Source organism: Nonomuraea sp. NPDC004354 (assembly GCF_053602555.1).
Window position 1 is genome coordinate 63,171 of record NZ_JBSGDV010000003.1, and the last position, 13,500, is coordinate 76,670.

The window sequence follows — 13,500 nt, forward strand, 5'->3', positions numbered from 1 at the left end:
CGGCGCTCAGCTGTCCTGGAAGTCCGGTGGCACCATCACGCGCACCCCGTTGGGCACCACGCGCAGCCTGATCGGGGTGCGCAGCCGTACCTCGCCGTCGACGTCGGCGGCCATCGGCGGCTCGGTCTCCAGCAGCATCTCGCGCCCCATCACGAACGGCCCGCCGGCCAGGCTGCGCCACCTGCCGGTGGTGGCGCGCACCAGCGTCTCGCCGAGCAGGCGCAGCTTCTTGCCGGAACCGAGCTGGTAGGCCACCAGCATGCCGTTGTCGATGCTGATGTCGCGGGCCACCTGCCAGCCGCCGTGGAAGCGGCCGTTGGCGATGTTGAGCTGGTCGGTGAGCAGCTCGTGCCGCTTGCCGTCGACGGTCAGGACGGCGCGGAACGGCTTGTGGCCCGGGATGATCGTCAGGGCGGTCAGCGGGTAGGCGGGGCGGCCGAGGATGCGCTTGAGCCACGGCTTGACCGTGCCGGCGACCTCGACCGAGACGCCGAAGCTGGCCAGGTTGGCGAACGGCCGGTCCTCGGCCATGCCGAGGTCGATGTCGGCGACCTTGCCGGTGTCGAAGACCCGGATGGCGCCCGCCAGGTCGAGCGGCAGGCCGAGGCTGCGGGCGAAGTTGTTGGTGGTGCCGAGCGGCAGCACGCCGAGGGCCACGTCGCGGTGGGCGACGTGGCGGACCGCCGACGACAGCGTGCCGTCGCCGCCGCCGACGACCAGCAGGTCGGGCTTGGTCTCCAGCGCCCTGTCCAGGTGCGCGCGCAGCCGCTTGGGGTTGACGACGGAGTACTCCGCCAGCGGCTCGAAGCCGAGCGCGTGGATCTGGTCCAGCACCTCGAAGTAATGGCGGCGGCCACGGCGGGAGCGCGTGTTGATCACCACGGCGATCCTGCGGTCCCTGCGGATGGCCTCGGTGTGCTCAGCCTTGCTGCGGAGCTCGGTCATGGTTGACATGGTAGGGCCGCCGGGCGCCTGGCCCGGCGGCCGGTGATCGCCGCGTGCGCGTGGGGATCCCGGCGTGGCCGCCGCCGGCACCCTCTCAGAGCAGCCCCCGCCGGAGAAGCAACGCCAGAACAGCAACGTCAGAACAGCCCTGTCACAACAGCCCGGTCAGCACAGCCCCGTCAGAACAGCAGCACGGCGGCGACGACCGTGCCGGCGATCGCGGCGCCGTAGCAGGCGAGCGCGAGGGCGCGGTCGAACCTGGCGATGCCGAGGATCTCCTCACTGGTGAACCTGATGCGGTGGGCGGCGTGGGACAGGCAGAGCGCCACGACGACGACCAGCGCCAGCCGTACCGGGACGGGGTCGAGCAGGGCGGCGAGCCGCGCCTGCGCCGGCCAGTCGAGCACGCCCAGGGGCATGAGCACCCCGAACAGCAGGACCAGCACCGGCAGCAGCAGCGCGGCGACCACGCCGCCGGCGCTGAACAGCAGCCACAGGTACGGCTCCGGCGTGCGTCTCATCGCAGCACCGCCCACGCCAGGACGGCCGAGACCAGCAGCCACGCGGTGTGGTTGCCGCCCTGGATCATGAAGGCGGGCACCCGCCAGCCGTCCAGCCTGACGACGGTGGCCTTGGGCGCCAGGTTGAGGAAGGTGACCGCGTGGAAGGCGGTGGCGGCCAGGGCGAGCACGTTGAGCGCGATCATCCACGGCCGCGCGGCCAGGGCGGCGAACTCCTGCAGCGTGCCGCCGGTGACGGCGGCGACCAGCAGCAGCAGGTAGGCGACCGTCCAGGCGACGAAGAGGCTGGTCAGTTCCCTGGCGACGAAGAGCGCGTAGGAGCGCGAGCGCAGGAACCACAGCCGGTCGCGGGGCGGCCGGTAGGCGCCGGCGGCCGTCATCGCCTGCTCCACGGCAGGACCGACCGCATGGCGGCGGTGACCTTGTAGCGCTGGATCGCCTCGGCGGGGTCGACGTGCTTGGGGCAGACCCTGGTGCACTCGCCCACGAACGTGCAGCCCCACACCCCCTCGTCGCCGCCGAGCAGGTCGAGCCGGTCGCCCTGGTCGCGCGAGTCGAGGTTGTAGCGCTGGGCGAGCGCGATGGCCGCCGGGCCGAGGAAGTCGGGGTTGAGCACGTAGACCGGGCAGGCCGAGTAGCACAGCATGCAGTTGATGCACATCGAGTACTGCTTGTATGCCTCGAGCTGCTCGGGCGTCTGGGCGTACTCGGCGGTCAGCGGCAGTTCCTCGCCCTCCCTGATCAGCCAGGGCCGCACGTGGGAGAGCTTGGCGAGGAAGTCGTCGATCTCCACGACCAGGTCGCGGATGACGGGGAAGCCCTTGAGCGGCTCGATCCTGACCGGTCCGCCGCCGAACTCGGTGAGGAAGGTGCCGCAGGTGAGCCTGGGCTTGCCGTTGACGTTCATGCCGCACGACCCGCACACGCCCATCCGGCACGACCACCGGAACGTCAGCGTGCCGTCCAGCCGGTCCTTGACGTGGTTGAGGCCGTCGAGGACGGCCCAGTCGTCGCGCATCGGCACGTCGAAGGACTCGAACACCGGTTTCTCGTCCCGTTCGGGGCGGTACCGGCTGATCTCCAGCCTGATCGTGGCCGGGGCGTCCCGCACGGTGTCCGACCCGGTGTCCGGCCCGGTGTCCCGCGCGGTGTCCTGCGTGCCGTCGCCGCCGGCCGGCGCCGGCTCCTGGCTCGACCTGGTGCTCATCGGCCTCCCTTCCCCATCGCCCCTTCTTCGTCGCCCCGTCTTCAATCGCGCCGTCTTCAATCGCCCCCGTCTTTCCGCCACCGGTGGCTCAGTCACGGCCGTACACCCGCCGGCCGGGCGGCCAGCGGGTGAGCGTGACGGGCAGCAGGCCGACCGACGGCAGGCCGGACGGCGCGCGCTGGACCAGGGAGTGGGCCAGGAACTGCGCGTCGTCGCGGGCCGGGAAGTCGAGCCGCTGGTGCGCGCCTCTGGACTCGGTCCTGCCGAGCGCGCACGCCACGATCGTCTCGGCGACGTCGAGCATCGCGTGCAGCTCGAGCAGCGAGAGCAGCTCGGTGTTGAACGTGGTGCTGTCGTCGTCCACCCGGGCGTCCACCGCGCGTTCCCGCAGCGACGCCAGCGTCTGCGCCGCCTTGGCGAGCGTCTCGCCCGTCCGGTAGATGCCCGCCGCGCCCTCCAGCGTCTGCTGCATCTCCTCGCGCAGGTCGGCGATCCTCGGCCCGGTGCCGCCGCCGTCCAACGCGCGCCGCAGCCGCCGCCGCTCGTCCTCCCCCTGGCCGCGGACGGCCGCGGCCTCGCCGCCGCGGTGGGCGGCGGCGAACCTGGCCGCCGCCGCGCCCGCCCGCGCGCCGAAGACGAGGATCTCGGGCAGCGAGTTGGAGCCGAGCCGGTTGGCCCCGTTGATGCTCACGCACGCCGTCTCCCCCGCCGCGAACAGGCCCGCGATCGGGGTGGCGCCGTCGAGGTCGGTGTGGACGCCGCCCATCATGTAGTGCACGACGGGCCGGACCGGGATCAGGTCGGTGGCGGGGTCGAGGTTCTGGTAGCACCTGCACAGCTCCCTGACGAACGGGATCCGCGCCTCGATCTTCGCCTCGCCGAGGTGGCGCAGGTCCAGGTAGACGACGGGGCCGTAGGGCGTCTCGGCGGTGCGGCCCCTTTCCTGCTCGCCGACGAAGGCCTGCGAGAGGCGGTCGCGGGGGCCGAGCTCCATGCTGCGCAGCCGGGGCGTGTCGGTGGGCTGCCCGAGGTCGTAGTCCTGCAGGTAGCGGTAGCCGTCCTTGTTGACCAGCCAGCCGCCCTCGGCGCGGGCCGCCTCGGTGATGAGGATCCCGGTGAACGGCAGGCCGGTCGGGTGGTACTGGACGAACTCCATGTCCTTCAGCGGCGCGCCCGCCCGGTAGGCCAGCGACATGCCGTCGCCCGTCTTGATCGCCGCGTTGGTGGTGAACGGGAAGACCCGCCCGCAGCCGCCGGTGGCCAGGATGACGGTCCTGGCCGCGATCGCCTCGACCCGGCCCGTCCTGATCTCGATGGCGACCACGCCGTGGACGCGGCCGTCGTCGACGATGAGCCGGGTGACGTACCACTCGTCGTACCTGACGATCTCCTGGTACTTCAGCGTGGTCTGGAAGAGGGTGTGGAGCAGGTGGAAGCCGGTCTTGTCGGCGGCGTACCAGGTGCGCAGGCGCTTCATGCCGCCGAACGGCCGGACCGCCACGCGCCCGTCGGGCTCCCTGCTCCACGGGCAGCCCCAGTGCTCGAGCCGGATGAGCTCGCGCGGCGCCTCGGCGACGAACGCCTCCACCGCGTCCTGGTCGCACAGCCAGTCGCCACCCGAGATGGTGTCGTAGGCGTGCTCGTCGAGGGTGTCTCCGATGCCGATCACCCCGGCCGCGCCGCCCTCGGCCGAGACCGTGTGGCTGCGCATGGGGTAGACCTTCGACACGACCGCCACCGTCAACGAGGGGTCGGTCTCGGCGACCGCGATCGCCGCCCGCAGACCGGCCCCGCCTCCCCCGACAATGAGCACGTCGATCATGTGTCAGCTCCCGTGGTCGGGCTGGTCCTGATCCCGGATGCGCCTGCCGTCGTGGCGGATGACGCTGAGGTGGATGCTGCCGTCGTGATACTCGTGCCGGATCCTGCGGCATCCGCAGTCGAAGTACTGGTCCTTGATCACCAGGCCGTAGCCGTCGTCGTCGACCAGCCGTTCACCGCCGGATTGGCGACCGCAGGGCGCGGTCTCCGGACTGAAGGGAGTGCGTGTACCTGTCATCGCCGATCTCCCTAGATTGGCGAAACGTCCTTTTCCACGTAAGCACCGGGCCGGGGATCGGGCCAGCCCCGATCTGGTACGGCCCGCCACGTCATGGTGGGCCGCCGGGCCCGCGTTCCTCGGCGCCCAGCTCGGCCGCCCGGACCTCGTCGACCTGGCGAGACTGCGCGGCCACGCGCGGGTAGTGCAGGTCGAAGGCGGGCCGTTCGGAGCGGATCTGCGGGATGCTCACGAAGTTGTGCCGGGGCGGCGGGCAGGAGGTGGCCCATTCCAGTGAGCCGCCGTAGCCCCACGGGTCGTCGATGGTGATCTTGGGCGCGGTGCGCCAGGTCTTCCAGACGTTGTAGAGGAACGGCAACGTGGAGGCCCCGAGCAGGAAGGCGCCCACCGACGAGATGAGGTTCAGGGTGGTGAAGCCGTCGGTGGGGCTGTAGTCGGCGTAGCGGCGGGGGAAGCCGACCATGCCCAGCCAGTGCTGGACGAGGAAGGTGGTGTGGAAGCCGATGAACAGCGACCAGAAGTGCACCTTGCCGAGCCGGTCGTCGAGCATCCGCCCGGTCATCTTCGGCCACCAGAAGTAGAAGCCGGAGAACATGGCGAACACCACGGTGCCGAAGACCACGTAGTGGAAGTGGGCGACGACGAAGTAGCTGTCGCTGATCTGGAAGTCCAGCGGCGGGGAGGCGAGGATGACGCCGGTCAGCCCGCCGAGCAGGAAGGTGACGAGGAAGCCGATCGCGAACAGCATGGGGGTCTCGAAGCTCAGATGGCCGCGCCACATCGTGCCGACCCAGTTGAAGAACTTCACCCCCGTGGGCACGGCGATGAGGAACGTCATGAACGAGAAGAACGGCAGCAGGACCTGGCCCGTCGCGAACATGTGGTGCGCCCACACGGTCATCGACAGGCCCGCGATGGCGATGGTGGCCCCCACCAGGCCGATGTAGCCGAAGATGGGCTTGCGGCTGAAGACCGGGATGACCTCGGTGACGATGCCGAAGAACGGCAGCGCGATGATGTAGACCTCCGGGTGGCCGAAGAACCAGAACAGGTGCTGCCACAGCATCGCGCCACCGCTCTCGGGGGCGAAGACGTGGGTGCCGAGCTTGCGGTCGGACTCCAGCACGAGCAGCGCGGCGGCCAGCACCGGGAAGGCCATCAGCACGAGCATGCTGGTCAGCAGCGTGTTCCAGGTGAACAGCGGCATCCTGAACATCGTCATGCCGGGCGCTCGCATGCCGATGATGGTGGTGATGAAGTTGACCGAGCCGAGGATCGTGCCGAGCCCGGACATCGCCAGGCCCATGATCCACAGGTCGCCGCCGGGGCTCGGCGAGAACGTCGCGGTGGACAGCGGGGCGTAGGCGAACCAGCCGAAGTCGGCCGCGCCGCCGGGAGTGGCGAAGCCGGCCAGCACGATGATGCCGCCGAACAGGAACAGCCAGTACGCCACGGCGTTCAGCCGCGGGAAGGCCACGTCGGGCGCGCCGATCTGCAGCGGCATGATGACGTTGGCGAACCCGGCGAACAGCGGCGTGGCGAACAGCAGCAGCATGATCGTGCCGTGCATGGTGAACAGCTGGTTGTACACCTGCTGGGTGACGAACTCCAGGCCCGGCTGGGCCAGCTCGGCCCGGATGATCATGGCCATGACGCCGGCGACGAGGAAGAAGACGAACGAGGTGATCAGGTAGAGGTACCCGATGACCTTGTGGTCGGTCGTCGAGAGCCACGCGGCGATGACGGTGCCCGTGTGGCGTCGTCTGACCTGCTGCATCGAGGTCTCGCGAACTGTCGTCACGGTTGCTCCCCCTCCACGCGGAGTGTTGCCCCGATCACTCCATTTGACGCCAATGCCCGCCGTACCGGAAGCCATCTGCTCGTTTTTCTCGTGGTCGTGCTGACCTGGGCTTCCTCACTACCCCGGCGGTCACGGGGGATGCGTGACGACACACTCTCTGTGCGACTCCCTCTGTGCGACTCCGGCGGCGGACCTGGGCCTGATGACCGTCTCGGCGGCCGTCTTCCACCAATCGGAACACTGGTCTAATCTTCGGAACATGATCGACCCTGGAACGCCGCCAGGTGAAGACCGCCTCGTCGGCGCCGACCGGGTGCTGGCGGTGCTCCGGCTGCTGGCCGAGCGGCCCGAGGGTGTCGGGCTGGAGGAGATGGCCAGGGCGGTCGGCAGCCCCAAGTCCACCGCGCACCGGGCGCTGGCCGCGCTGCGCCGCGCGGGGCTCGCCGTCCAGGACGGCCGGGGCCGCTACCTGCTGGGCGACGAGTTCCTGAGGCTCGCCTTCACCCACCACGAGGCGCGGCCCGACCACGTCAGGATCAGGCCGGCGCTGGAGCGGCTGGCGGCCCGCTTCGGCGAGACCGCGCACTACGCGGTGCTCGACGGACGCGAGGTCGTCTACCGGGCCAAGGTGGATCCGCCGTCCGGCCCGGTGCGGCTCACCTCCACCGTCGGCGGCCGCAACCCGGCCCACAGCACCGGCGTCGGCAAGCTGCTGCTGGCCTGGGCGCTGCCCGACGACGCCGCGGTGGCGGCCTGGGCGCGCGCGGCCCCGCTGGAGCGCCGCACCACACGCACCAGGACCGGCCTCGCCGAACTGTGCGCGGAGCTGGCGGCGGTGCGCGAGCGCGGCCACGCGCTCGACGACCAGGAGAACGAGGAGGGCGTCACCTGCGTGGCCGTCCCCGCCTTCCTGACCTCCGCGACCACGCCGAGCGGAGCGGTCAGCGTCAGCGCGCTGGCCTACCGCACCCCGCTGACCTCCCTGGTGGAGGCGCTGCCCGACATCCACGCCATCGTGAAGGAGCTGCGATGATCGCCGACCGGCTGTCCACCGAGACCTACGAGCTGGCCGAGGGGCCGCTGTGGGACCCCGTGGCCGAGCGGCTGCTCTGGGTCGACATCCCGACCGGCAGGGTCCTGGAGGGCGCTTTCACGGCCGGCGACCTGCGGGTGGCCAGGACGCACACCCTGCCGGGCACCGTGGGCGCGGTCACGCCGGCCGCCGACGGCTCCCTGCTGGTCGCGGCCCGGGACGGCTTCGCCACGATCGGCGAGCGGATCACGATGGGGCCGAGGGTGCTGCCGGAAGGGGTGGCCAGCCGGCTCAACGACGGCCGGTGCGATCCGGCGGGACGCTTCCTCGCCGGCAGCCTCGCCAAGGACGACCGGCAGGGCCAGGAACGGCTCTACCGGCTGGAGCTCGACGGCACGGTGAGCGTGCCGGCCGACGGCCTGACCATCTCCAACGGCCTGGGCTGGTCGCCCGACGGGCGGACGATGTACCACGTGGACAGCATCCCGGGCGTGGTGTGGGCGCAGCCGTACGACGTGGAGTCGGGCCGCGTCGGCCCGCGCGCGGTGGCCTTCGAGGTGAACGACGGGCTGCCCGACGGCATGGCGGTCGACGTCGAGGGCAACCTGTGGATCGCGGTCTGGGGCGTCGGCGAGGTCCGCCGGTACTCACCCGGCGGGCGGCTGCTCGGCGCGGTGAAGGTCGGCGCGCCGAAGACCTCCAGCGCGGCCTTCGTCGGCACCACCCTGGTCGTCACGACCGCGGGCGGGGGACTGTTCGCGGCCGACGCCGGCATCACCGGCCTGCCCACCACCCCCTGGCGGGGCCGGACGGACTTCGCCACCCACTGACCGCGCCTCCTCCCGGGCGCCCGGCCACCGACCGCGCCGCCTCCCGGGCGCCTCGTCGATGAACGCGCCTCCTTCCGGGCGCCTGGTCGACGAACGCGTCTGTTCCCTGCGCCCCTCCACTGACCGCGCCTCCTTCCGGCGCCTGGCCATGAACGCGGCGACCTCGGCCGGCGCCCCGTCCGCGCCGGTCTCGTCAAGCCTCGTGGCGGGCGCCCGGGGACATCACCTGACGGCCTCGCCGGCGCTCATGCCGCCGGCCAGGGCATCAGCCGAACAGCGATCGGCGGCGCCCCGCCCCGAGGTTGCCCCGCCCCAGCGGTCGTCTCCATGGCGGTCGTCTCCATGGCGGTCATTTCCATCACGGTCGCGAACGCGACGACCGTGGGGCGCGGCGTACGCCGGGTCCTACAGTTTGACCATGGGGACGACGACGGGGAAGACACCGGGAAAGGCGGGCTCGCCGCGCAGGGCCGACGCCGAGCGCAACATCGCGGCGATCCTGGCCACGGCCGCGCGGCTGCTGAGCGCCGACCCGAACGTCAGCGTGGCGGAGATCGCCAAGGAGGCGGGCGTCGGCAGGGTCACGCTCTACGGTCATTTCCCCTCCAGGGAGTCGCTGGTCGACGCCGTCCTGCAGGAGGCCGTCGACAACGCCGAGGCGGCGCTGTCCGGCCTCGAACTCGACGCCCTGCCCGCCGCTCAGGCGATGGACAGGCTGATCGGCTCCTCGTGGGAGATCCTCGACCGGCACCGCCGCCTGTTCGTGGCCGCCGACAGGGCGCTGCCGGCCGAGCGCATCCGCGAGCGCCACGGCAGGCCGCTCGCCCGGGTGGAGCGGCTGATCGAGCGCGGCATGGACGAGGGCGCCTTCCGCACCGACCTGCCACTGTCATGGCTGGTCACGACGTTCTTCGGGCTGCTGCACAACGCGGCGGGCGAGATCGAGGCGGGCCGCCTGCCGCGTGAGGTCGCGGCGGATGTGCTGACCAGGACGCTCCGCTCGGTGCTAGCCGCCTGACATCCCGCTGGACATACCCGCCCTCTGTATGCTTGCCTCATAACTCGAACACTACTGTACGAGTTAGCGAAGAGGGGTTCCCCCATGCTGCTGGTCCTGCTCTGCCTGGCCCAGTTCATGCTGATCATCGACATCACCGTCGTGCAGGTGGCGCTGCCGTCCATCGGGGCCGACCTGGAGCTCGGCCGCGAGGCGCTGACCTGGGTCGTCACGACGTACACCCTGTGCTTCGGCGGGCTGATGGTCCTCGGCGGCCGGCTCGCCGACACCTTCGGCGCCCGGCGGACGCTCATGACCGGGCTCGCCGTCTTCACGCTGGCCTCGCTGCTGTGCGGTTTGGCGCCCGGCGGCGGCCCGCTGATCGCCGGGCGCGCGCTGCAGGGGGTCGGCGCGGCGCTGCTGTCGCCCGCCGCGCTGGCCGTCATCACCACCGCCTTCCACGGCGAGCGCCGTACCAGGGCGCTGGCGGTGTGGGCCGCCATCGGCGGCACGGGCGCCGCCGTAGGCGTGCTGCTCGGCGGCCTGCTGACCGCCGGTCCCGGGTGGGCCTGGGCGTTCTTCGTGAACGTGCCCGTCGGTTTGGCCGTCCTGGCCGCCCTGCCCGCCGTGCTGCCGGCGTCCGCGCCCGCCCGCCCGGCCGGGCGACGGCTGGACGTGCCCGGCGCGCTGCTGGTCACCGCCGCGACGGCGCTGCTCATCTACGGGCTGGTCGCCGCGGGCGAGGCCGGATGGGGGACGGCGGGGCTGTGGCTGGCCGCCTCCGCCGCCCTCTACGCGGCGTTCGTGTGGGTGGAGCGGGTGTCCGCGGCGCCGCTCATGCGCGCGGCGACGCTGGCCAGGCGCCCGGTGCTGTCGGGCACGTTCGTCATGCTGACGGCGACGGGCCTGATGCTCGGGCTGTTCTTCCTCAGCTCGCTCTACCTGCAGCGGGAGCTGGGGTACGGCGCGCTGGAGACGGGCCTGCTGTTCCTGCCGGTGGCGATCGCGATCACGCTCGGCGCGCACCTGGGCGGACGGCTGGTCGGCAGGGTGGGCGGCCGTCCGGTCGCGGTGGGCGCCTTCGTGCTCACCGCGGCGGGCGCGGCCCTCATGACCCGCGTCTCGCCCGAGGCGGGCGTCCTCACCACGCTGCTGCCGGGATTCGTGATCGCCGCCTTCGGAATCGGCCCCGCCTTCGTCACCGCGACGGCGACGACCATGGCCAACGTCCCGCCCGGCGAGGCGGGCGTGGCCTCGGGGGTGATCAACACCTTCCACGAGCTGGGCGGCTCGATCGGGGTCGCCCTGGTCTCCAGCCTCGCGGTGGGCGGCTTCCCCTCGGCGCTGGCCTGGTGCGCGGGCGCGGCGGCCGTCGCGGCCGCCGCGGCGATCGCCCTGGTGCCCGCGGGCCGGCCCGCCGCGCTCGTCGGCCACGGGCACGGGCATGTGCGACACGACGTGGCCGCCGGACCGAACCACGGGCACGGTCACGGGCACGGGCACGGCTAGCATGAGACGGACCCCAAGGAGGTTGATCATGTCGTTCGCCGTGCTGGGCAGTGTTCTCGGTGACGCCGCGGCTCGCGCTTCCTCGCGGAGGTCCGTGACCCGCTGACCCGTCCCCTCCGCGTCGAAGTGCTCTTCATCGACATCTCCCATCGATCAAGAGGAGCACGCGATGCTCGACGTCCACTGGACCGAGGACGGCCGCCTCCAGGCGGCGGGATGGCGCTCGCCCGAGCCGCCGCCCGCCGTCCTGGTGCCCGCCGACGACACGATGAACGCCCGCACCGCCTACCGCCTGGCCCGTGAGGGCACCGGGCTGGTGTGGCGGGGCGACTACCACAACGCCAGGCAGTTGCTGCGGGCCCTGGCCCGCCGCGCCGACACGGGCCGCACGGCGCCCGCCGGTTTCCACGAGTACCGGCGGGCGCGCGCCGCCAGGGCCCGCGTGCTGGCCAGGCTGCTGGTGCCGCTGGCCGCCGACCTGTCGGTCCCCCTGCGCCGGGCCCCCGACGTACGGCAGGCGTGCGCGGAGGCCTACGGCAGCCCCGCGGGCCCCGTGCTGGTGCCCCTCACCGAGCTGCTCGGCGTGATCGGCGCGCACGAGTGGCGCGTGAAGGGCGTGCCGGTGCCCGCGCTCGGCGCCCGGATCCACCCGCACTACGGCGTCTTCTCCCCTGTCCGCGGCGAGTACGTGGACCTGGTGGCCCGCGCGCCGCTGCCCTCGCGGACGGCCGCGTTCGACGTCGGCACCGGCACCGGCGTGCTGGCCGCCGTGCTGGCCGTGCGCGGCGTCCGGCGGGTGGTGGCCACCGACGTCGACGAGCGGGCGGTGGCCTGCGCCCGCGACAACCTGGACCGCCTCGGCCTCGGTGACAGGGTCGAGGTCGGCAGGCGCTCGCTGTTCCCCGAGGGCAGGGTCCCGCTGGTGGTCTGCAACCCGCCGTGGCTGCCCGCCACGCCGCGCACCGCGCTCGACCACGCCGTCTACGACGGGGACGGGCGGATGCTCGACGGCTTCCTCAGCGGCCTGGCCGGGCACCTGTCGCCGGGCGGGGAGGGCTGGCTGATCCTGTCCGACCTGGCCGAGCACCTGGGCCTGCGCACCAGGCGGGAGTTGCTGGCCGCGTTCGACGGCGCGGGCCTGCGGGTGGCGGGACGACTGGAGGCCCGGCCGCGCCACCGGCGCGCCGCCGACGCCGCCGACCCGCTGCACGCGGCGCGCGCCGCCGAGGTGACCTCGCTGTGGCGGCTGACCCGGTGACCGGGCTGGTGCGTCGTTATCGTTTCGACACCCACTATTGTTCGTTGTCCCAGCCTAGGAAGGAACATCCCGTGACCCTCGACGAGCTGACCGCGCAGCGCGAGCAGGCCGCCAGCGACTACGACGCCCTCGTGCGGCGGGGCCTGAAGCTCGACCTGACCAGGGGCAAGCCCTCACCGCGCCAGCTCGACCTGGCCGACGGGATGACCGGTCTGCCCTCGACGCACCTGGCGGCCGACGGCAGCGACTGCCGCAACTACGGCAACCTGCAGGGCCTGGCCGAGGTGCGCGAGCTGTTCGCCGCTGCGCTGCAGGTGCCCGCCGCGCAGCTGCTCGCGGGCGGCAACTCCAGCCTGGCGATGATGCACGACACGATCGTCTTCTCGATGCTCAGCGTGCTGCCGGGGGCGACGCGCCGGTGGGCGGACGAGGAGGAGATCGTCTTCCTGTGCCCGGTGCCGGGCTACGACCGGCACTTCGCGCTGTGCGAGCGCTTTGGCATCAGGATGGTCCAGGTGCCGCTGACCGGCGAGGGCCCCGACATGGACGCCGTCGAGCGGCTGGTCGCCGACGACCGGCGGGTCAAGGGCATCTGGTGCGTGCCCAAGTACAGCAACCCCTCGGGCATCACCTACAGCGACGAGACCGTGCGCCGCCTGGCCGCGATGCCGGCCGCCGCGCCCGACTTCCGCATCTTCTGGGACAACGCCTACGCGGTGCACCACCTCACCGACACGCCCGCCGAGCTGGCCGACCTGCTGGCCCTGTGCGAGGAGCACGGCAACCCCGACCGCGCCTTCGTCTACGGCTCGACCTCCAAGGTGAGCCTGGCCGGCAGCGGCGTGGCCTTCTTCGGCTCCTCGCCGGCCAACGTCGCCTGGTACCTCGGCAACCTGTCGAAGCAGAGCATCGGCCCGGACAAGATGAACCAGCTGCGCCACGTGGAGTTCCTGCGCGACGCCGAGGGCCTGGCCGCGCACATGCGCAGGCACGCCGAGCTGGTCTGGCCGAAGTTCGAGACCGTCGACAGGATCCTCACCAAGGAGCTGGGCGGCACGGACCTGGCCACCTGGTCGGCGCCCACGGGCGGCTACTTCATCAGCCTGGACGTGCCCGAGGGCTGCGCCCGCGAGGTCGTCGCCAAGGCGAAGGCGGCGGGCATCGCGCTCACCCCTGCCGGGGCGACGCATCCCTACGGCGACGACCCGGCCGATCGCACGATCCGCATCGCCCCCACCTACCCCGACCTGGCGGAGCTGGAGGAGGCGATCACCGGCCTGACCGTGTGCGTCCGGCTGGTCGCGACCGAGAAGCTGCTGGCGCGCGGCTGACGGCCGCTT

At 72.3% G+C, this 13,500-nt stretch carries 13 protein-coding genes; 6 read left to right on the forward strand and 7 right to left on the reverse strand.

Going from position 1 to position 13,500, the window contains the following annotated elements; all coding sequences use genetic code 11:
- Positions 1-6 precede the first annotated feature (6 nt).
- The 7 genes from ACWENQ_RS11045 to ctaD form a co-directional block, all read right to left on the reverse strand.
- Positions 7-945, reverse strand: coding sequence for a diacylglycerol/lipid kinase family protein (locus ACWENQ_RS11045; RefSeq protein ID WP_354907274.1), 939 nt, complete (start codon positions 943-945; stop codon positions 7-9).
- 179 nt (positions 946-1,124) lie between these two features.
- Positions 1,125-1,466, reverse strand: a complete 342-nt coding sequence (gene frdD / locus ACWENQ_RS11050) for a fumarate reductase subunit FrdD (RefSeq protein WP_452413880.1) — start codon at positions 1,464-1,466, stop codon at positions 1,125-1,127.
- Positions 1,463-1,846: a hypothetical protein gene (locus ACWENQ_RS11055; protein ID WP_354907276.1), complete on the reverse strand. Its 384-nt coding sequence runs from the start codon at positions 1,844-1,846 to the stop codon at positions 1,463-1,465. Before ACWENQ_RS11055 ends, frdD begins: the two co-directional genes overlap by 4 nt.
- Entirely contained in the window at positions 1,843-2,673 is an 831-nt protein-coding gene (sdhB, locus tag ACWENQ_RS11060) for a succinate dehydrogenase iron-sulfur subunit (RefSeq protein WP_452413882.1), read from the reverse strand. Before sdhB ends, ACWENQ_RS11055 begins: the two co-directional genes overlap by 4 nt.
- Before the next feature lie 88 nt (positions 2,674-2,761).
- Positions 2,762-4,495 carry a fumarate reductase (quinol) flavoprotein subunit gene (frdA, locus tag ACWENQ_RS11065; protein WP_452413884.1) on the reverse strand — a complete coding sequence of 578 codons (1,734 nt, stop codon included), beginning with the start codon at positions 4,493-4,495 and terminating at the stop codon, positions 2,762-2,764.
- 3 nt (positions 4,496-4,498) lie between these two features.
- Positions 4,499-4,732 carry a hypothetical protein gene (locus ACWENQ_RS11070; protein WP_449927470.1) on the reverse strand — a complete coding sequence of 78 codons (234 nt, stop codon included), beginning with the start codon at positions 4,730-4,732 and terminating at the stop codon, positions 4,499-4,501.
- 91 nt (positions 4,733-4,823) lie between these two features.
- On the reverse strand, positions 4,824-6,509 hold the full coding sequence (gene ctaD, locus ACWENQ_RS11075) for an aa3-type cytochrome oxidase subunit I (protein ID WP_449927741.1): 1,686 nt from the start codon (positions 6,507-6,509) through the stop codon (positions 4,824-4,826).
- A gap of 283 nt (positions 6,510-6,792) precedes the next feature.
- Here ctaD and ACWENQ_RS11080 point away from each other — a divergent pair, with 283 nt between their 5' ends.
- The 6 genes from ACWENQ_RS11080 (at position 6,793) to ACWENQ_RS11105 (ending at position 13,491) form a co-directional block, all read left to right on the forward strand.
- A complete protein-coding gene (locus ACWENQ_RS11080) occupies positions 6,793-7,566 on the forward strand; it encodes an IclR family transcriptional regulator (protein ID WP_452413885.1) in 774 nt (257 codons plus the stop codon).
- Complete coding sequence (locus ACWENQ_RS11085) at positions 7,563-8,396, forward strand: SMP-30/gluconolactonase/LRE family protein (protein WP_452413887.1); 834 nt, start codon at positions 7,563-7,565, stop codon at positions 8,394-8,396. Before ACWENQ_RS11080 ends, ACWENQ_RS11085 begins: the two co-directional genes overlap by 4 nt.
- A gap of 418 nt (positions 8,397-8,814) precedes the next feature.
- Positions 8,815-9,414, forward strand: a complete 600-nt coding sequence (locus tag ACWENQ_RS11090; RefSeq protein ID WP_452413889.1) for a TetR/AcrR family transcriptional regulator — start codon at positions 8,815-8,817, stop codon at positions 9,412-9,414.
- Positions 9,415-9,498: 84 nt separating this feature from the next.
- Positions 9,499-10,902: an MFS transporter gene (locus tag ACWENQ_RS11095; RefSeq protein ID WP_452413890.1), complete on the forward strand. Its 1,404-nt coding sequence runs from the start codon at positions 9,499-9,501 to the stop codon at positions 10,900-10,902.
- Between the two features lie 169 nt (positions 10,903-11,071).
- Positions 11,072-12,160, forward strand: coding sequence for a methyltransferase (locus ACWENQ_RS11100; RefSeq protein ID WP_452413891.1), 1,089 nt, complete (start codon positions 11,072-11,074; stop codon positions 12,158-12,160).
- 71 nt (positions 12,161-12,231) lie between these two features.
- Positions 12,232-13,491, forward strand: coding sequence for an aminotransferase class I/II-fold pyridoxal phosphate-dependent enzyme (locus ACWENQ_RS11105; RefSeq protein ID WP_452413893.1), 1,260 nt, complete (start codon positions 12,232-12,234; stop codon positions 13,489-13,491).
- Positions 13,492-13,500: the final 9 nt, after the last annotated feature.